The sequence below is a fragment of the Chromobacterium sp. LK1 genome (assembly GCF_001043555.1).
Lineage (GTDB): Bacteria > Pseudomonadota > Gammaproteobacteria > Burkholderiales > Chromobacteriaceae > Chromobacterium > Chromobacterium aquaticum.
On the sequence record NZ_LDUI01000001.1, the window covers coordinates 249,546 to 270,231 of the forward strand.

General features: G+C 66.2%; 12 protein-coding genes. 10 read left to right on the forward strand and 2 right to left on the reverse strand.

What is annotated here, in order from left to right; all coding sequences use genetic code 11:
- The first annotated feature begins 343 nt into the window (after positions 1-343).
- The 10 genes from VI26_RS01145 to VI26_RS01190 all read left to right on the forward strand — a co-directional run bounded on the left by VI26_RS01145 (position 344) and on the right by VI26_RS01190 (position 15,260).
- Complete coding sequence (locus VI26_RS01145) at positions 344-1,039, forward strand: ABC transporter ATP-binding protein (RefSeq protein WP_048407926.1); 696 nt, start codon at positions 344-346, stop codon at positions 1,037-1,039.
- A complete protein-coding gene (locus tag VI26_RS01150) occupies positions 1,036-2,412 on the forward strand; it encodes an ABC transporter permease (protein WP_048407890.1) in 1,377 nt (458 codons plus the stop codon). The genes VI26_RS01145 and VI26_RS01150 overlap by 4 nt, the downstream gene beginning before the upstream one ends.
- A 28-nt stretch (positions 2,413-2,440) precedes the next feature.
- Positions 2,441-3,211: an outer membrane lipoprotein-sorting protein gene (locus VI26_RS01155; protein ID WP_048407891.1), complete on the forward strand. Its 771-nt coding sequence runs from the start codon at positions 2,441-2,443 to the stop codon at positions 3,209-3,211.
- Between the two features lie 3 nt (positions 3,212-3,214).
- Complete coding sequence (locus VI26_RS01160) at positions 3,215-4,444, forward strand: hypothetical protein (protein WP_048407892.1); 1,230 nt, start codon at positions 3,215-3,217, stop codon at positions 4,442-4,444.
- Between the two features lie 33 nt (positions 4,445-4,477).
- Entirely contained in the window at positions 4,478-4,939 is a 462-nt protein-coding gene (locus VI26_RS24920) for a hypothetical protein (RefSeq protein ID WP_053074157.1), read from the forward strand.
- On the forward strand, positions 4,852-5,490 hold the full coding sequence (locus tag VI26_RS23510) for a sensor histidine kinase (RefSeq protein ID WP_231580934.1): 639 nt from the start codon (positions 4,852-4,854) through the stop codon (positions 5,488-5,490). The genes VI26_RS24920 and VI26_RS23510 overlap by 88 nt, the downstream gene beginning before the upstream one ends.
- Positions 5,490-6,203 (forward strand): LytTR family DNA-binding domain-containing protein, encoded by a 714-nt coding sequence (locus VI26_RS01170; protein WP_048407893.1) that lies wholly within the window; start codon positions 5,490-5,492, stop codon positions 6,201-6,203. Before VI26_RS23510 ends, VI26_RS01170 begins: the two co-directional genes overlap by 1 nt.
- 220 nt (positions 6,204-6,423) lie before the next feature.
- Complete coding sequence (locus VI26_RS23000) at positions 6,424-13,455, forward strand: PAS domain S-box protein (RefSeq protein WP_082150810.1); 7,032 nt, start codon at positions 6,424-6,426, stop codon at positions 13,453-13,455.
- Between the two features lie 177 nt (positions 13,456-13,632).
- A complete protein-coding gene (locus VI26_RS01185) occupies positions 13,633-14,697 on the forward strand; it encodes a beta-N-acetylglucosaminidase domain-containing protein (protein ID WP_048407894.1) in 1,065 nt (354 codons plus the stop codon).
- Positions 14,698-14,846: 149 nt separating this feature from the next.
- The gene (locus VI26_RS01190) at positions 14,847-15,260 is read left to right on the forward strand and encodes a hypothetical protein (RefSeq protein ID WP_048407895.1); all 414 of its coding nucleotides are present in this window, start codon (positions 14,847-14,849) and stop codon (positions 15,258-15,260) included.
- Between the two features lie 151 nt (positions 15,261-15,411).
- On the opposite strand, the gene VI26_RS01195 is transcribed toward VI26_RS01190, so the two are convergent.
- Positions 15,412-15,846, reverse strand: a complete 435-nt coding sequence (locus VI26_RS01195; protein WP_048407896.1) for a hypothetical protein — start codon at positions 15,844-15,846, stop codon at positions 15,412-15,414.
- Between the two features lie 344 nt (positions 15,847-16,190).
- Positions 16,191-20,039: an EAL domain-containing protein gene (locus tag VI26_RS23005; protein WP_053074160.1), complete on the reverse strand. Its 3,849-nt coding sequence runs from the start codon at positions 20,037-20,039 to the stop codon at positions 16,191-16,193.
- Between the last annotated feature and the right edge of the window lie 647 nt (positions 20,040-20,686).

Here is a 20,686-nt window from a genome sequence, read left to right on the forward strand (position 1 = left end):
GACGGTTTCTATCGCCTGCACCGATTCCTGGCGCGCGCGCTCCACATTATTGCGGCGATGAGTCGCGGCGCGGCGCGGCGGCGGTTTGACGGCCGGAGGCTGGACATCGGCGCCGGCTTCCGCGGGCAGGGGGGCTTGGGGCGGGGTTTTGTCTTGTGTCATGCAAGCTCCTTTGCGAGGGGTAAAACCATGCTACTCCCATGGAAAACCGGTGTCGATGCGCAAGGCTTGGCGCCGCCGGGGCGCAACTGGCGCCCGAAATCGGCGTTTTGTCGCAAGGCAGAGCTTTTCATTCCGATTTCATGCATATTCATGCCATTGTGTTTTCGCGATGGAGGCCAGCATGTGGGCGGTGGAAATGAGCGGGGTGTCGAAAAGCTATCGTATGGAGCAGGTGCAGGTGCCGGCGTTGGCCGAGGTCAGCCTCAAGATCGCCACGGCGCGCTTTACCGTGTTGTCCGGCCAGTCCGGCAGCGGCAAGACCACGCTGCTGAATCTGATCGGCGGCATAGACCGCGCCGATGCCGGCGAGATCGCGGTGGCGGGCCAGGACCTGGGGCGCTTGAGCGATGACGCGCTCAGCGATTTCCGCGCGCGCCATATCGGCTTCATCTTTCAGAACTTCAACCTGATGCCGGTGCTGTCGGCGTTCGAAAACGTGGAATACCCGCTGCAGCTGCAAGGCCTGCCGGCGCGGCAGCGGCGCGGTCGTGCGCTGGAAATGCTGGCGGCGGTGGGATTGGCCGACAAGGCGGCGCACCGGCCCGGCCAGCTGTCTGGCGGCCAGCGCCAGCGGGTGGCGATTGCGCGCGCGCTGGTGCACGAACCGGCCTTGGTGCTGGCCGACGAACCCACCGCCAATCTGGACAGCCACACCGGCGCGTCCATCCTGGCCTTGCTGCGGCAGTTGCAGCGCGAGCGCCAGGTGGCGGTGGTGTTTTCCTCGCATGATCCACAGGTGATCGCGGCGGCGGACGACCGCTATCTGGTCCGTGATGGCCGGGTCGGCGCGCTGAACCTAGAGGAGGCGCTGGCATGAACACCTTGAAGCTGGCCTGGCGCAATCTGTTGCGCAACCGTCGCCGCACGCTGGCCACCCTGTTCACCATGATCATCGGCCTGGTGGCGGTGCTGCTGTTCGGCGGCTACAACCGCACCGTGCAATACGGGCTGCAAACCGGCATGGTGCGCGCCGGCGGCCATCTGCAAGTCCAGCATCGCGATTACTTCCTGTACGGCAGCGGCAATCCGGCCGCTTACGGCATCCGCGACTACCGCGCGGTGATGCGGCAGATCGAGAACGACCCGATGCTGCGGCCGATGCTGACCGTGGTCACGCCCACGCTGAGCCTGGGCGGCATCGCCGGCCATTACTCGGCCGGCGCCTCGCGCACGGTGATCGCGCGCGGCAGCGAGGTGGACGCGCAAAACCGGCTGCGGCGCTGGGACGACTACGGTTTCAACGACAAGCGCAAGCCGGTGGCGCTGACCGGCACCGCGCCTAACGCGGCGGTGATAGGCACCGGGGTGGCGCGGGTGCTGCAATTGTGCGCGGCGTTCCGGCTCAAGGACTGCGCGCCGCCGCCGGCGGCGACCGGCGGCCAGGATCTGCCGGCCGATCTGGCCGCCTTGGCCGCGGAGGCGCCGCCGGCCAGCGGCCGTGACGACAGGATAGAACTGCTGGCCGCCACCGCCGCCGGCGCGCCCAATGTGGCGCGGCTGCAAGTGGCCAAGGTGGAGAGCCAGGGCATCAAGGAATTGGACGATATGTATGTCGGCCTGCACCTGCGCCAGGCGCAGCAACTGGTCTACGGCCAGGGCGAGCCGATGGTGACCGCCATCGTGCTGCAGCTGCGGCATACCGCGCAGATACCGGCCGCCAGCGAACGGCTGCGGCAATTGTTCGCCACCACGCTGCGCAGCCAGCCGCTGGCGGTGCATGACTTCGCCACGCTGCAGCCGCAATACGGCCAGATCACCGGCATGTTCGGCACCATTTTCGGCTTCCTGGCGGTGCTGATCGCCTGCGTCGCGCTGTTCACCATAGGCAATACCATGAATATGGTGGTGTTGGAACGCACGGTGGAAATCGGCACCCTGCGGGCGATGGGGCTGCGCCGCCGCGGCATCCAGCGCCTATTCCTGTGCGAGGGCTGGCTGCTGGGCCTGGGCGGCGGCGCGCTGGGCATCGCGCTGGCATTGCTGCTGGCCTGGCTGATCAATCACGCCGGCCTGACCTGGCTGCCGCCGGGACAGGTCGATCCCAGCCCCATCCTGGTGCGGGTCTGGGGCGAGTGGCGGATGATGGCGGTGACCGCCGGCGGCTTGATGGCGATGGCGCTGCTGTCGTCGTGGTGGCCGGCGCGGCGAGCGGCGGCGGCCAATATCGTGGAGGCCCTGCGTCATGCTTGAGGCCGACGGAAAGCAAGGGAGAAGGACGATGAGGGGATGGGCATGGGCTTGCCTGGGGGCGGTTTGGCTGTCGGCATCGGCGCTGGCGGCGCCCGATGCGCAAACCATCCTGGCCAATAGCGACGCGGTGCGCAATCCGGAGCGCTCCTTTGGGCTGGTGGTATCACTGGTCAGCTACAAGGACGGTAAACAGAACGAGGCCAGCTCGCTGGCGGTGTATTCGCGCGCCGATCAGAAAAGCGGCCAGTTCCGCAGCCTGCTGCGCTTCATCAGCCCCAGCCGCGACGCCGGCAAGCTGATGCTCAAGAGCGGCAACGATCTGTGGTTCTTTGACCCATCCAGCAAGGCCAGCGTGCCGATTTCGCCGCAGCAGCGGCTGCTGGGACAGGCCGCCAATGGCGACGTGGTCACCGTCAACCTGGCGCTGGATTACCAGGCGACGCTGGCCGGCGAGGAAGACATCCTGGATGGCGACCGCCAGCCGCGGCGCAGTTACAAACTGCGGCTCACCGCGCGCAACGCCGGCGTCACCTACCACGCGATCGACCTGTGGGTGGACCGCGACGGCTACCGCAGCCGCAAGGCGCAGTTCTACGCCGAGAGCGGCAGCCTGCTGAAGACCGCGTATTACCGCGCTTACCAGCCGGTGCTGGGACGCGAGCGGCCCACCGAGACCGTGATCATAGACGGCCTCAACCCGCGCTGGATCACGGTGTTGCGCAATAGCCAGTTCGCCTGGCGCGAGGTGCCGGAAGCCTGGCTGCAGCGCGACTACCTGCCGCGCTTCCGGGCGGAGTGAGCGATGCGTCGCTTGTTGATCGCGCTGGCGCTGTGCGGCGCCGCCGCTCACGGCGCGGACCTGCCGCCGGACGAGGAAGCGCTGAAGCTGGCCGATGCGACCCGGATGGAGGAAGAAAAGCCGCGCGATCTGAAACTGCTGCTGGAAGCCGCCGCGCTGTCGCCGCAGGGCGGCGCCGACAGCCAGCGCCTGTCCTTCGATCTGCGCTGGGATGGCCGGCTGAGCCCGGTCTGGCGCGGCACGCTGGCCAACCGGCTGGATTGGCGCTTCGCCAGCGCGCCGCAGCGGAACCACGGCGTCAACACCCTGAAGGAAGCGTATCTGAGCCGCGAGTTCGGCGCCGACATGATGTTGGACTTCGGTCGCGTCAATACCCGCTACGGCGTGGCCACCGGCTACAATCCCACCGATTTTCTCGGTGCCGGCACCGTGCGCTCGGTGGTGTCGGCGGACCCGGACAGCCTGCGCCAAAACCGCCTGGGCAACGCGATGCTGCGCTGGCAGAAGCTATGGGACCGCGGCTCGCTGACCGCGATCTGGTCGCCCAAGCTGGGCAATGGGCCGGACCCGGACGGCGCCAGCCTGGACTGGGGCGCCAGCAACCCCAGGCAGCGGCTATTGCTGGTCGGCAGCTATCGTTTCGCTGAAAACCTCAACCCGCAATGGCTGCTGCTGCAAGAGCAGGGCCGCTCGCCGCAACTGGGCTTCAATCTGTCGAGGGTGCTCAGCGATGCCACCGTCGCCTACCTGGAATGGGCCGGCGGCCGGCAACAGTCCGCCTGGCGGCAAAGCCTGGGGCTGGCGGATCAGGGCTGGCGCAACCGGCTGGCCGCCGGCCTGACCTGGACCGGCGCCAACAAGCTGAGCCTGACGCTGGAAGGGCAGCATGACGGCGCGGCACCGGATCGCGACGACTGGCGCGCGCTGCGCGCGAACCCACCGGCTTACGGCGTGTATCGCGGCGCGGCCGGCGGGGGCGGCTTGTTGACCCGGCGCGCCGCGCTGCTGCGCGCGCATTGGCAGGACGCGCTGGTGGATGATCTGGACCTGACCGCGATGCGCAGCTTCGACCTGGTGGACCATAGCGGCATGAACTGGGCCGAAGCGCGCTATCATCTGGGGCCGGTGGACCTGGCCTTGCAATGGCAGCGTTTCGACGGCGCGCCGGACAGTCATTACGGCGCCAGCCCGGCACGCCAGGTCTGGCAGCTGGTGTTCAATTACTTTTACTGAGGCGACAGCAGGATGGGCGAGCGGAGAGCGGGATTGTCGGCATGGCATTGGCTGGGCTACAGCACGGCGTGCAATGCGGCGATCGGCCTGTTTTTCTACTGGCTGGGCGGCAAGGGCAGCCTGGCCGACAATCTGCTGATTTCGATGTGCATAGGCTATGGCTGTTGGTTGGGCTGCACCTTGCTGAGCCTGCGCGACGGCCGGCGTCACCTGGCGTGGTATCTGCTGGTGGCGGCGCTGAGCGTGCCGCTGGGTTTCAAGCTGGCGGCCTGGTTCGGCGCCGTCGACGTGCTGGCGCCGCAGGCGCCGCTGACCGGCAATGTCTGGCGCGTGCTGGGGCCGGCCCTGCAGTCGCGATCTTTGCCATGTTGCTGTCCACCAGCCATTTCCGTTCCCGCGAACTGGCGATGGAACTGGAAACCACGCGCCGGCGCGAGGCAGAAAGCCGCCAAGCGGAAACCGCGGCCCAATTGGCGCTGCTGCAGGCGCAGATAGAGCCGCATTTCCTGTTCAACACCCTGGCCAATGTGCAAAGCCTGATTGCGCTGGACCCGCCGCGCGCGGAACGGATGCTGGGGTATTTGAACACCTATCTGCGCGCCAGCCTGGCGCGCACCCGCTATGGCGCCGGCACCCTGGCGCAGGAGCTGGAACTGGTGGGCGCCTTGCTCGACATCGCCGGCATGCGCATGGGCGCGCGCTTGCAGGTGGCGGTGACCGCGGCGCCGGAATTGATGGACTGGCCGCTGCCGCCCTTGCTGCTGCAGCCGCTGGTGGAAAACGCCTTGCGCCACGGCATCGAGCCCAGCATTGACGGCGGACGGCTGGAAGTGGCGGCGGAGCGCGACGGCGAGCGGTTGCGGCTGCGGGTCAGCGATACCGGCGTGGGGCTGGACCCGGCGGCGTCCGGCGGCGTGGGCCTGGCCAATGTGCGCGGCCGCCTGGCCTCCTTGTATGGTGGCGCGGCGCGCTTGGCGCTGCGCGACAATCCGCCGCACGGCGTGGTGGCCGAGCTGCTGCTGCCGGCCGCGAACGGAGCCGGCTGATGCCCCGCGCGGTGATCGCCGACGACGAGCCGCTGCTGGCGGAAGACCTGCGGCGGCGGCTGGCCGCGCTGTGGCCGGAGCTGGACGTGGCGGCGGTGCTGGGCGACGGCGTGGCGGCGCTGGCCGCGATCAACCGGCTGCGGCCGGATTTCGCCTTTCTCGACATCCGCATGCCTGGTCTCAGCGGCGTGCAGGTGGCGCAGGGCGTGGCCGGCACGCGGGTGGTCTTCGTCACCGCTTACGACGCGTTCGCGCTGCAGGCCTTTGACGCCGCCGCCGCAGATTACCTGCTCAAGCCGCTGGACGAGGCGCGTCTGCTCAAGTGCATCGCGCGGCTGCAACAGACCCATGGCGCGCCGCCGCCGGCTCCGCCCGCGCTCGCGACGCCGCGGCTGCACTGGATCACCGCCGGCCTCGGCGACAGCAAGCGGCTGATCGCCGCCGGCGAGGTGGTGTATTTCAAGGCCAGGGACAAATACACCGAGGTGGTGACCGTGGAGGAAAGCCATCTGATCCGCATGTCGCTGCGCGAGCTGGCGGCGCGGCTGGACCCGGACGGCTTCGCCCAGATCCACCGCGGTCTGATCGTCAATCTCGCCCAAGTGCTGTCGATAGAGCAGGACCTGCTCGGCCGCTGCAGCCTGCGGCTTAAATCGCGGCCGGAAACGCTGCCCTTGAGCCGCGGCTACGCGCAGCGCTTCAAGGCGATGTGAGGGAGTGATCGGTTTGTCCGGGCTGGGCGCGTGGTCTATCGTGAGAGCAGAAAACCTGTTCTAAAGTCTGCCGCGCGTCATGAGACCTTGCACGGCGAGTTCCGCTGCGAAATGCCCATGTGCCGAATGCGCATGCCGCTTTCCCGGCCGTTTTCGCCGCTTGTCGGATCGTGGATGGCGTTCGACAACACCGCGGCAGCTCCCGAGACGAGGCCGATAATTGATTGATCCCAAACCAGGCAGACGGCGCCTCCGGGCTCTCTTCGCCACCCCGTACCGCCGCATCGGGCTGAGCGTCCTGATACCCCTGTTGGCGCTGTCGCTGCAATGGCCGTTATGGGACTGGATGCGGCCCTATGCCTGGTTCCTGTTCTATCCGGCGGTATTCCTGTCCGCGGCGTTGGGCGGACTGGAGGGCGGCTTGATCGCCACCGCGCTGTCGGTGTTCATCGTCTGGTATTTATTCATCCCGCCGCAATGGAGCTTTGTCATTACCAAGCCGGCGGACGCGGTGTCCATTGCCATGTTCTCCCTGTGCGGCGTCATGCTGAGCCTGTTCAGCCAGCGTCTGATCAGTCGCCGCTCCCGCGTGGCCGAAGACGAACTGACGCGCCAGCAAGCCTTGCTGCGCGCCATCATCGACAACTCCACCGCCATCATCTTCGTCAAGGACGACGCAGGGCATTATCTGCTGACCAATCAACGTTACCCAGAATTGTTCCATCTCGATGCCGACGCCATGCGCGGCCTGCGCGACGAAGACCTGTTCCCGGCGGAGGTGGCGGCCAATCTGCGCCGCGCCGATCAGGAAGTGATACGCAGCGGCCAGGCGCGCGAATACGAGGAAACCGTGCCGCTGAGCGATGGGACGCATACCTATCTGGTGCTCAAATTCCCCTTGCTCGATACCCATGGCCAGGTTTACGCGGTATGCGGCATCGCTTCCGACATCAGCGCGCGCAAGCAGGCGGAAGCGGAGCAGGGTCAGCGCGAAGAACTGCTGCGGGAAATGAGCGCGATTGCCCAAGTGGGCGGCTGGTGGTTCGATCCGGCCAGCGGCAACGGCGGCTGGACCTCGGAAGTGGCGCGCATTCACGACCTGCCGGTCGACGCGCCCGTCAATACCCGGCTGGGGCTGGGTTTTTTCCATGGTGAAGACCGGAGGCGCATCGAAACGGCGGTGCGCCGGGTGGTGACCGACGCGGAACCCTATGACCTGGAACTGCAACTGATCAGCGCCAGCGGCCGCCGCAAATGGGTGCGCACCTCCGGGCGGCCGGTGCTGGAAAACGGCCGGGTGGTGTCGGTGCGCGGCGCGATGCAGGACATCTCCGACCGCAAGGCGATGGAGAACGCCTTGCAGGAAAGCGAGGAAAGGTTGCAGCTGTTCATCGAACACGCGCCGGCGGCGCTGGCGATGTTCGATTGGGGCATGCGCTATCTGGCGGCCAGCCGCCGCTGGCTGGAGGATTACCGGCTGGATGGCGCCATCATCGGCCGCTGCCATTACGATGTGCTTCCGGAAATCCCGGAATCCTGGCGGCTCGTGCATCGCCGCGCGCTGGATGGCGAGGTGATCCGCCAGGAAGAAGAGCGCTTTGCGCGTCAGGACGGCTCCGTCCAGTGGCTGTGCTGGGAAGTGCGGCCTTGGCATGGCCGCGATGGCGCCATCGGCGGCATCGTCATCTTCACCGAGGACATCACCGCGCGCAAATTGATGGAAGAAGACCGCCATCGGCTGGCGGAGGCCTTGGATCAGTCGGCGCAGCCGGTGGTGATGACGGACGCGGCCAGGCGCATTCTCTACGTCAACGCCGCTTTCGGCGAACTGATGGGCTATCCGCTGGACGAATTGGTCGGCTCCTCGATCGCCCGCTTCATCCCGGACGATCCATCGCGGCGGGAAGAAAGAGCGCGGCTGGAGCAGCAGGTGATAGAGCAGGGCCGTTGGACCGGAGAACTGGTGCGCGTCGCCAGCGACGGCGAAGTGATACCGGTCTACGCTTCCATCACCGCGATGCATGACTTGTCCGGAATCTTCTGCGGCTTCTTCGGCACCTACAACGATTTGCGACCGCTGCGCGAGAAAACCCGGGAACTGGCCAGCGCCGAAGCGCGCTATCGCCGCGTGTTGGACCACGCCGCCGACGCGGTGCTGGTGGCCGATGCCGATGGCCGCTACCAGTACGTCAATCTGCAGGCCTGCCAGCTGCTGGGCTATGAGGAAGCGGAAATTCTGGGACGACGGGTCGGCGAGTTCAGCGCCGAAGCGCGGTCGGCGGATTCCAGGGCGCTGTTCCAGCGGCTGCTGTCCAATGAGCAATTGAGCGCCGAAATGCTGCTGCGGCGCAAGGACGGTAGCGAAGTGCCGGTGGAGGTGAACGCGATCCGGCTACCGGACGGCAGCATTTACGGCGCCTTCCGCGATATCACGCTGCGGCGGCAGGCGGCGGAGCGGATCCGCCAGCTGTCGATGGCGGTGGAGCAAAGCCCGGAATGCATCGTCATCACCGATCTGGACGCCCGGATCGAGTACGTCAACGAGGCCTTCGTCCGCAATACCGGCTATAGCCGCGACGAAGTGATAGGGCGCACGCCGGACCTGCTCCAGTCCGGCAATACGCCGCGGCAGACCTTTGTCGAGTTATGGGCGGCGCTGCGGGCCGGCAAGCCGTGGAAGGGCGAACTCTATAATCGGCGCAAGGACGGCAGCGAATACGTGGACTTCGCCCATATCGCGCCGATCCGCCAGCCGGATGGCCGGATCAGCCATTATCTGTCGCTGCAGGAGGACATCAGCGAGAAAAAACAGCTGGGGCGGGAATTGGACCTCTATCGTCATCACCTGGAAGACATGGTGGCGACGCGCACCGCCGAGGTGCGCGCCACCAGCGCCAAACTGCAGATCACCCAGTTCGCGATGGACAGCGTGGGCATCGGCATTCACTGGCTGGACGCGGCCAGCGGGCGGCTGATCTACGTCAACCGCTACGCGGCGGAACTGCTGGGCTATGGCGTGGAAGACATGCTGCGCCTGCATGTGTCGGACATCGATCCCAAGCTCACGCCGCAGGCCTATGCCGACATGATGCAGACGCTGCGCGGCCAGCGCCGCGCCCAGTTTGAAACCTGGCAGCGCACCCGCGACGGCAACTCGGTGGCGGTGGAAATGACCTGCTACTACCTGCCGGGCGAATCCGAAGAGCCGGAAAAGATCATTGCTTTTGTCACCGACATCACCCGGCGCAAGGACACCGAACAGGCGCTGGTGCGCGCCAAGGAAGCGGCGGAAACCGCCAATGTGGCCAAGAGCGCCTTCGTTGCCAATATGAGCCATGAGATCCGCACGCCGCTGAACGCCATCATCGGCTTCACCCATTTGCTGATGCGCGCCCAGCCGCGGCCGGAGCAGCAGAGCAAACTGGAAAAAGTATTGGTGGCCAGTGGCCATCTGCTCACCATCATCAACGACATCCTGGACCTGTCCAAGATCGAGGCCGGCAAGCTGGCGCTGGAACAGACCGATTTCTCCATCGGCATGCTGTTCGACCATGTTCGCTCGCTGATCGGCGAATCGGCCCAGGCCAAGGGGCTGCGCGTGGAAGTGAATTGCGCCGCCGTGCCGGCATGGCTGCGCGGCGATCCCACGCGCTTGCGTCAATCGCTGCTCAATTACGCCGGCAACGCGGTCAAGTTCACCGAACAGGGCACGGTGACGCTGCGGGCCCGCCTGCTGGGCCAGCAGGGCGAGAAGCGGCAACTGCGTTTCGAAGTGGAAGACACCGGCATCGGCATCCCGGCCGCCAAGCTGTCCGGCCTGTTCCAGGCCTTCCAGCAAGCGGACGACTCCACCACGCGCCGCTACGGCGGCACCGGGCTGGGGCTGGCCATCACCCAGCGGCTGGCGGCGCTGATGGGCGGAGAAGTCGGCGTGGACAGCCGGGAGGGCCAGGGCAGCACCTTCTGGTTCACCGCCTGGCTGGAACTGGGTGAAAAGCATGTGGCCGCGGCGGTGGAAGAAGCGAGCGAGACGGAAGCGCAACTGCGCCGCCGCGCCGCCGCCAAGGTGCTGGTGGTGGAAGACGACGCCATCAACCAGGAAGTGGCGCTGTGGATGTTGGGCAGCGTCGGCCTGAAGGCGGACCTGGCGCGCAATGGCCGCGAGGCGGTGGAGAGCGTCGCCGTCACCCGCTACGACCTGATCCTGATGGATGTGCAGATGCCGGAGATGGACGGCCTGGAAGCAACGCGCCTGATCCGCGAGCTGCCGGGGCGGCGGGACACTCCGGTGCTGGCGATGACCGCCAACGCTTTCGATGAAGATCGCAAGCATTGTCTGGCGGCGGGGATGAACGACTTCGTCGCCAAGCCCGTGGACCCGGAGCAGCTGTTCGGCATGCTGCTGAAATGGCTGCCGATGCCGGAGAACGGCGCGTATCCGCTCGAACCGTCGTTGCCGCCTGGCGCGGCGCGGCGCGCCCTGCTGATGGCGCTGCCAGGGCTGGACCTGGAAGCGGGCCTGCGCATGGTGGGCGATCTGACGCGGCTGGAGCGGCTGCTGCATAAATTCGTGCCGGCGCATCAACAGGACATGGCGCGGCTGGAACAATTGCTGGCGGCGGGCGAGCAGGACGAAGGCCGGCACATCGCCCACGCGCTCAAGGGCGCGGCGGGCTCGCTGGGCCTGACTCGCGCCCAGGCGGAGGCCGCCGCGCTGGAGGCCGCCCTGCGGCTGGGCCAGTCGGGGCCGGAACTGGCCGTCTTGATCCAGTCCCTGGACCATGGCCTGAAGCAGCTGGGCGCAGCGCTGGAAGCGCTGCCCAAGGCCGAGACGGTGGCGGCCGAACCCGACGGAGAGGCGCCGCCGGATGCGCCGACGGTACTGGTGGTGGATGACAATCCGGAAGTGCTGCAAGTGGTGAGCGAGATGTTGAGCCCGCGCTACCGGGTGAGCACGGCCGCTGCCAGCCAGCGCGGCTTGCTGACGGCGACGCAGCAGCCGCCCGACCTCATCCTGCTCGACGTGATGATGCCGGAGCTGGACGGCTACGGCGTGCTGCGCGCGTTGCGCGGCCAGGCCGCCACTTGCGAAGTGCCGGTGATCTTCCTGACCGCGCTGGACGCGCCCGGCGACGAGGAGAAGGGGCTGGAACTGGGCGCGGTCGACTACATCGCCAAGCCCATACGGCCATCCCTGTTGCTGGCGCGGGTGCAAGCCCAATTGGAATTGAAGGCGGCGCGCGATGCATTACGCCATCAGAACGCCAGGCTGGAAGCGGAAGTGGCGCGGCGGATGGCGGAAAACGAGCTAATCCTCAATTCCGCGGCGGAAGGCATTTTCGGCATCGATATCGATGGCGTCATCCGCTTCATCAACCCCGCCGCCGCTGAAATGCTGGGCTATTGCGAGGAAGAACTGCTGGGCCGAGACGCCGGCGCCTGTCTCAGCGTGGCGGACGAGACGGCGGATGGCCCGCTGCGCGCGATGCTGCGTTCCGGCCAGGAAGCACGCGCTTGCGAGGACGCGTTCCGGCACAAGGACGGCGGCGCGCTGCCGGTGGAGTTCTCCGCCGTGCCCATGCATAGCGGCGGCCTGCAACTGGGGGCGGTGGTGTCCTTCACCGACATCCGCGAGCGCCAGCGCTACATCCAGCAATTGGAGCGGCAGTCCAATTTCGACGAATTGACCGGGCTGCCCAACCGCAACCTGCTGCGCGATCGGCTAAGCCAGGCGCTGCGCAGCTGCCGGCGGGAACAACACCGGCTGGAAGTGCTGGCGCTCAATCTCAATCGCTTCAAAGGCATCAACGACACCCTGGGGCGCGAAGCCGGCGACGACTTGCTGCGCCAACTGGCGCAGCGGCTGGAAGGCATTGCCAAGGCGGACACGCTGGCGCGGCTGGGCGGAGATGAATTCATCCTGTTCAGCCAGGGCGAGATGGCCGGCGCCGCGTTGGCCCAGGCGGTGCTGAAGCTGCTGGCCGAGCCGTTCGAAGCCGCGGGGCGGGAAGTGTTCCTGTCCGGCAGCATCGGCATAGCGGTCTTCCCCAAGGACGGGCGCAACGGCGACGACCTGCTGCGCAACGCGCTGGCGGCGGTTTACCAGGCCAAGGGCGTGGGCGGTTACGGCGTGCGTTATTACGCGGCGGAAATGAACGCGCGCTCGCTGGAATTGCTGGAACTGGAGAATGACTTGCGCCGCGGGCTGGCGCGCGACGAATTGGTGCTGCACTTCCAGCCCCAGGTCAAGCTGCACGGCGGCGAGCTATTCGGCTGCGAGGCGCTGGTGCGCTGGCAGCACCCGCGCCATGGGCTGCTGCTGCCCGCCGAATTCATTCCGCTGGCGGAAGCCAGCGGGCTGATCGTGCCCCTGGGCGAGTGGGTGTTGCGCGCAGCCTGCGCGCAAGCCAAGGCCTGGCAGGACGCCGGGCTGCCGCCGGTGACGATGTCGGTGAACGTGTCCGCTCATCAGTTCGCGGCGATGGATGTGTGCGAACTGACGCGCCGGGTGCTGGCGGAAACTGGGCTGGCGCCGGAATGGCTGGAACTGGAGCTGACCGAAAGCGCGATGATGGCCGACTCGGAAGCCTTTGTGCGCGCCACCCAGCAGTTGAAGGCACTGGGCATCATGCTGACCATAGACGACTTCGGCACCGGCTTCTCCTCGCTCAGCTATCTCAAGCGCCTGTCGCTGGACCGCTTGAAGATAGACCAATCCTTTGTCCGCGACCTGGATTGCGATCCGAACAGCGCCTCCATCGCCACCGCCATCCTGTCGCTGGCGCGCGGCTTGAAGCTGGCGGTGATCGCCGAGGGCGTGGAAACCGAAGCGCAGGCGGCGTTTTTGCGCGGGCGCGGCTGCGACGAAATGCAGGGCTTCTATTTCAGCCGGCCGCAGCCGGCGCCGGCCTTCGCCCAATTGCTGCGCGAAGGCCGGCGGCTGGACTGCGGCGACGAAGCGGCCGCCGCGTCCAAGCTGGTGTTGCTGGGCGAGCCGAGCGCGATCCAGGCCGCGCTGGCCGGCACGCTGGAGCGCGACGGCTGCCAAGTGCTGGCCGCCAGCAGCGAAAGCGAGGCGCTGGCCTGGCTGGAGCGCCAGGACGCCGGCGCGGTGATTGCCGACATCCGCGCCGCGCAGATGGATGGCCTGGCCTTCCTGGACCGGGTCCGTGCCCAGCACCCGCATTGCGTGCGCATCGTGCTGACCGATCGCGCCGCGACGCCGGACGAGGCGGATCCGACGCGGCGCTAGCATTGCCAGCAATGGCATAAGCCGGTCAGATTGCCGGCGGAAATGCAACTTGGCGCGCAATTTTGAGTCAATCATCAGGCTAAAGTCATCATTTCTCGATGGTTGACGACCGCGCTTGGCCGTCAACCGGGCGCGGCGGGCCGGCGCCGGCGCGTCCAAGACGCTGAAGGTTTTTCCATGAACATTCCTCTGGGCATCATCGAAGGTTTTTACGGCAAACCCTGGAGCTGGGCGCAGCGGGCGCGCGTCGCCGCCATGCTGTCGGCGCACGGCTATCGCTTCTACCTGTACGCGCCCAAGGCGGACGCTTATCTGCGCCGCCAGTGGCAGCAGGACTACCCGCCGGAATGGGAGGCGCAACTCAGCGAGTTCGCCGCCCACTGTCAGCATCACAGCGTCAGCTTCGGCATCGGGCTCAGCCCCTACCAGGCTTATCTGAATTTCGATGACGAGGCCAAGCGCGCGCTGACGCGCAAGCTGGCCCAGCTGCAGCGGCTGGGCATGCGCCAACTGGCCATCCTGTTCGACGATATGCGCGGCGACCTGCCCGACCTGGCCGAACGCCAGGCCGAGATCGTCGCCTGGGTCAGCCAGCGCTGCGAAGTGGAACGGCTGCTGGTCTGTCCCAGCTATTACTCCAGCGATCCGGTGCTGGACCGGGTGTTCGGCCAGCGTCCGGCCGGCTATCTGCAGCAACTGGGCCAGTGGCTGGCGCCGGACATCGACATCTTCTGGACCGGCGAGGAAGTCTGCTCGCGCGAAATCTCCCCCGGCCACCTGCTGCAAGTGGGCAAATGGCTGGGCCGCAAGCCGGTGCTGTGGGACAACTACCCGGTGAACGACGGCGCGCGCATGTCGCAATACCTGCATCTGCGCGGCTTCACCGGGCGGCCGGTGGCCAATGCCGAACTGCTGGCCGCGCATGGGGTGAACCCGGCGCTGCAAGCGGAACTCAGCCTGATTCCAGCGCTGACGCTGGCGGACAGCTACCGCTTGGGGCCGCGTTATCAATACGGCGCCTCGATGCGCCGCGCCGCGCAGGCGGTGGCCGGCGAGGCGCTGGCCGACATGCTGTGGCACGATCTGCTGGCCTTGCAGGACATCGGCCTGGACCGCTTGGGCGAGCGCGCGGCCGAGCTGCGCGGCCGCTACGCGGCGCTGGAACACCCCTGCGCGCGCGAAGTGGTGGCCTGGCTGGATGGCGAGTATCGGATCAGCGAGCTTGAGGTGCAAACTCAGTAATGGCTACGCAGCGTTACATGCCTTTACAACTGACCCACAGACGGGGCCGTCCGGCGCGCCTAGGATACGCAGCAAGGAAACACCAAACCTGGCGTCACGGCAGCACAGAGCAGACGGACGCCCCCCTGACCCGACTGGAGAATGTCATCATGAAAAAACTGAGCCTGATCGCCCTGTCCGCCGTTTTCGCCCTGAGCTCCGCCGCCGGTTTCGCCGCCGAAGCCGCCAAGCCCGCTTCCGCGCCGGCCGCCAAGACCGCGCCGGCCGCCAAGAAAGCCCCGCACAAGGCAATGAAGAAGCACGCTTCCGGCGCCGCGCAGAAAGCCCAGGCCGCCAAGTCCGAGGCTTCCGCCCCGGCCAAGGCCGCCAAGAAAGCGGCTCCGCACAAGAAGCACGCGGTGAAGAAAACCCACAAGCAAGCCGCGTCCGCTCCGGCGCAAAAAGCCCAGGCCGCCAAGGCCGAAGCCTCCGCTCCGGCCAAGGCCGCGAAGAAGCCGGCGCAGCACAAGAAGCACGCCGTGAAGAAGTCTCACAAGAAGGCCGCGGCTTCCGCAGCCAAATAAACCGGAACAGTTAAGCCGGAAACGGTTAAACTGGATAACGGATAAGCAGGAAACAGTCAGCCGGATCACGGTCCGGCTGAACTAAAGAGGACGCGCACAGCGCGGCCCAAACGGGGACGAAGGGAGGCGATGCCTCCCTTTTTTGCGTTTATCAGTGCCTCCGTTGCGCGCGGCGCGCCTCCAGCCATGTGCGCAGGGTCTGCGCATCGTGCAACTGGTGCTGGCAGTCGAGATGACGATAAACCCGGACCCGGCGCGCGCCCAGCCACAGCATATGCTCCAGGTAGTTGAAGAAGCCCATCCAGTGGCCGCGCTGGCTGAGGTCGCTGAAGTCGATGTCGCGGGCGATGCGGCTGAGCAGGCCGGAGCCGACGTATTCCGGGTTGTCCTTCAACCATTGCAGCAGATGGGCGGCGCATTCTCGGCCATAAGCGCGGGCAAGCGCGTGGTTTTCCGAGGCGGCGGGCATTTGCCAGTAATGAGGGTAGTCGCGGGAAGGCAGATAGCGGACGAAGGGGAGCAGGGCTTCCTGTTGTTCGCGGGCGGCCAGTTTGTAACGGCGGCGTGAGGGGAGGGTGTAAGACATGGTGTTTCTCCTGCTGTGACACAAGATAAACCACCTGCCGGGTGAGGCTGAGGTATGAGGCAGGCGCGTGGCAGGATTGGCGTACCGGAAACGATAAAACCGGCGAGCGCATAGCACTCTCCCACCACGAGCCTGCCCGTCAGGGCACTGCTATGGTGCGCGGCTGTAGGATCACAGCCGCTTTTTTATCGTTTAACGAGACGCCAATCCCGTGTGCCGCATGTGGGCGGCAACGTGGGGATTGTTGCCGAGAGCGGGGATGGGGTCAAGGTAACGCGGCGGCTTTGGCCGTAAGAACCTGTTCAAAGTCTCGCTCTACGGCTAGGAGGCTCGAGAACAGCGGCTTAGCCCGTGGCCGGCGTGGTGGTGGGCGCCTGGACGGTATTGAGCAGCGGCGCGCGCGGATCGGGGCGGTCCTGCCAGAAACGGCGTTCCAGTTCCGCCGCCGGCAGCGGCTTGCAGAACAGATAGCCTTGCAGGGTATCGCAGAACATATAGGTCAGCGCCGTGGCCTGCTCGTCGGTTTCCACGCCTTCCGCCACCACCTTGAGTTGCAGCGAATGAGCCAGCGCGATGATGGCCCCGGTCAGCGTCATTGCGTCCTGATCGTCCAGCATCGCGCGGACGAAGGACTGGTCGATCTTCAATTCCTGGGTGGGCAGCTTGGCCAGATAGGACAGCGAGGAATAACCGGTGCCGAAATCGTCGATGGCGATGCCCACTTGCATATCGCGGATGCGGCGCAGCGTTTCGCCGCAGGTGTCCAGATTGTCCAGCACCACGGTTTCGGTGATTTCGATGTCTATGCCCGGCACCGCGGCGCCTTGGCTCAGCGCGCGCCGCAGTTGATCGGCGAAATCCACTTGCCGCAATTGCAGCGGCGACACGTTGACCGCGATGCGCGGTGATGGATAGCCGGCTTCCAGCCAACGGCGATGATCGCGCGCCGCTTGCCCCAGCGCCCAGGCGCCCACTTCCAGGATCAGGCCGGTTTCTTCCAGCAGCGGGATGAATTGCGCCGGCGACACCAGGCCCCGTTCCGGGCTTTGCCAGCGCAGCAGCGCTTCCACGCCGACGATCTGCCGCGATACCGCGTCCACCTTGGGTTGGTAGTAGAGCACGAATTCCTTGTGTTCCAGCGCCAGGCGCAGCCGGTTTTCCAGCTCCAGCGTCACCGCGGCGCGCTCGCTCATTTCCTGGCGATAGAACAGGTAGCGCTCATTGGTGTTCTGCGCCAGCTTGAGCGCGGCTTCGGCGTTTTCCAGCAGGCTTTCCGCGTCGGCGCCGTCTTCCGGGTAGGTGGCGATGCCGAATTTGGCCGATACGCGCAATTGCTTGTCCAGGATGGCGATGGGCTGGATCACGCAGCGCTCCTGCAATTGCATCACCTGGCGCGCGATGTCTTCCTCGCTCTTGACCTCGGGGAAGATCAGCGCGAAGCGGTCTATCTTGACGCAGGCCAGCAGCCGGGCTTCCTCGGTGAAGGATTCCAGCCGCGCCGCCAGCAGGCGCAGCACTTGGTCGCCGGCCCAGCGGCCGTAGACATCGTTGATGGACTTGAAGTGCTCGATATCGAGGAAGACCACCGCCAGGCGTCGCTGCTCGTGATGGTTGGCGCTGATCTGCTGCGCCAGGCGCTCGTGGAATAGGCTGCGGTTGGCCAGGCCGGTCAGTTCGTCGTAGTAGGACAGGAAATGCAGGCGTTCTTCTTTTTCGATGTGGTCCAGCGCATAGCTGATGTCGCCGGCCAGCTCGGCCAGCAATTGCATCTCTTCGTGGTCGAAGGCATTGCTTTCGTTGGAGCACAGGGCCAGCGAGGCGGCGCGCTGGCCCGGCAGCGGCAGCGGCAGGCAGGCCAGCGAACGGATGCCTTGCGCCAGCAATTGTTCACACGTCAGGTTGGGCAGCGGCGCGCCCAATTGATTGCAGACGATGTTGCCGCCGCTGGCGATGGCGGTGGCCGACACTTGCAGCAGCCCGTCGGGGTCCGGCGCCGGCTCGGTCTGGCCGTGCAGCGCGGCGAGGCGATGCTGTTCGTCGTCTTGTTCCAGCAGGCTGATCCAGGCCAGTTTGAACGCGCCGCTGTCCACGGCGATGCGGCAGGCCTCGCGGAACAGCTCCTGGCGTTCATGGCAGCGCACGATCAGCATATTGATGCCGCTGAGGATGGCGTAGACGCGGTTCAGCCTTTCTATGCGTTGGCGCAGCAGCGAATGCTGCAGGGTGATGGCCAGCTGCTGGGCGAAGGCGCGCGCGATTTCCTGGTGTTCGAAGCCATTGTTGGCCACGGTCAGGAACGCCAGGTTCAGCGAGCCCAGCAATTGACCTTCCGCCATCAGCGGCAGCCGCAGATAGGCGCGCACGCCGTGGCTGCGCAGCCATTTGACCAGCGCCGGTGGCTGCGTCAGCGTGGTGATGTCATGGATGCTGCTGGGCTGGCCGCGCTTGAGCAGTTCCAGATCGTTGAGGCCGTAGCTGGAGAAGGGGAAGCGGCTGTCGGGCGGGATTTCGTCCTTGGCCTCGCATTCCAGCGCCAGGAACACGGTTTCCTCGCGCCGCCAGTCGAACATCGTCGCCGATGCGCCCCAGAACGGCACCAGCTGCGCCAGCATGCGCAGCGCTTCCTGCGCGGTCTGTTGCGGGCTGGCGGCGGAAAGCAGGGTCAGTCCCATGTCGCGCAGCGATTCCAGTTGCTGAGTATGGCGTTGCAGCGCCTGTTCGGTTTTCAGGCGCTCGCTGATATCGCGCATGATGGCGGTGTAATACTTGCGACCGGCCACTTCCAGCTGCGACACCGAGGCCTCGGCGCTGAATTCGCTGCCATCGGCGCGGCGGCCGCGCACGCCGCCGGCCGGCGCCAGGCTGCGGCTGACCTGGCCGCTGCTGCCGAAGCCCTGGATCAATTGCGCGTGGCCGGCGCGCAGCGCATCCGGCACCAGCAGATTGACCGGCTGGCCCAGTACTTGCTCGGCGCTATAGCCGAAAGCCTGTTCCGCCGCCGGGTTGAATTGGATGATGTTCAGGTCGGCGTCTATGGTGACGATGGCGTCCATCGCGGTGTCGATGATGCCGGCGCGCTGCATTTCGCTGAGGCGGACCGCGGTGACATGGGCTTGCAACTGGTCCAGCATCTGGTTGAACTGACGCGATACCGCGCGTAATTCCTGCGGCCCCAGTTCCGGCGCGCGCGCCTGCGCGTCGCCGTCGGCCACCGCTTGCGCGGTTTCGGCCAAACGGCGCGCCGGCCGGGTCAGCGCGCGGCTGAAGCCCTGTGCCAACAGGCTGCACAGCAGCAGGGTGAGGAGGCCGCTGGCCGCGCCCCAGCGCAGGCGGCTGTAGTAGGGCGCGAAGACGTCATGCTCCGGCAGCGCGGCCACGATCAGCCAGTCGGCCTGGGAAAATTTGCGATAGGAGTACAGCCGCGATACGCCGTCGCGGCTGACGCCCAATTCAAAGCCGGAGGCATTGGCGCGGATGCGCGCCATGGTTTGGGCAACGTGGACCGCGCTTTTGCCGTGCCAGAGCGTGGGGTCGGGATAGCGCAGCAGGAAGGCCGCCTGCGAACTCAATACCGCGATGGTCAGCTTGCGATCCAGCGCCGGGGGCAGCACCTGGGCCTGCAGCGCCAGCAAGTCCAGTTGCAGCGTCAGCAGGCCGATGGGCCGGCCTTGCTCGTCGCGCACCGGAAAGCTGGGCATCACTACCCAGCGATGGGTGGCTGGCTCCTGCAAGGGTTCGCTCAGCATCAAGCCGGGCGCGGCCAGCGCGCGCTGGAACCAGCCGGCCTTGGTCGGCGGTTCCCTGGCCGCGGGATTGGACGCATGGCTGCAGACTTGCAGTCCGGTGGCGGTGCTGAGCGTCAGATTGGTGACGGAGGGGAAGCTCAGCGCGATGTCGCGGAACGCGATGGCGCATTCGTCGAAGTCGAAGCGGCGCACCGGCGAGCGCTGGCTCAGCTGCGCCAGCAGTCGTTCCAGTTCCGCTATCTTGCTGGCCAGCGTCTGATCCACCTGGTCGGCCAGCACGCGGGTCTGTTCCTGGGCGGCGTCACGCATGTCGCGGGCCGATTCGTAGGCGCCGATGCCGATCAGCACCACCGCCGGCAGCAGGCAGGCCAGCGCGAACAGCAGCAACTGGGCGCGCAGGCCCAGTCCGCTGACGGCGGACAGAGTGCGGGTGAGACCTGCGCGCATGTGGCGGCTACTCTCCGGAGGCGGGGGATACTCAGAAATTAGTTGCTGCGCTCCGGCGCGGCAAGGCATAGACAGGAGCGATACGCGGCGGCAGAGAGGGATCGGCGGCGGACATGCCTTGCAAGCCTTGTCTGGCAAGGCTTGCAAGGGGATGCCGGCTCGGCTAAGTGCTTCCACTTAGTGCCGCTGTATGTAGCGTGGACTCCGCCTGGCGGGGCGGGATTTAGAGGGTGTTTACGATCTCGCGAGCTAAGGCGAGGCAAGGCGTTGCGGCTGAGAAAGCGGAATGTACTCGTGGTACATGAGCATTTCGAAGCGGTACTCACCGTGTCACGCTTCACGACGCGCAGCAGATCGTAAACAGGTTCTTAGAGCCTGTTCAAAGTCTTTTGAGTAAGAGCGAGACAAGGCGAAAACGAGCGAAAAAGCGGAATGTACAAGTGGTACATGAGCATTTTGAGCTGGTTTTCAACGCCGTATCGCCGACGCGCAGCAGGCTTTGAACAGGTTCTTAGCGCTTGACCCGAGTCTGCGAACGCAGCTTGTAGCGCGACCCCGGATGCGTCAGCCGCGCGAAGCTGACCAGCTTCTTGTGCGACCAGGTGCGGCGCAACACCAATAGGCAGGGCTCTTGCGCGCTCATGTCC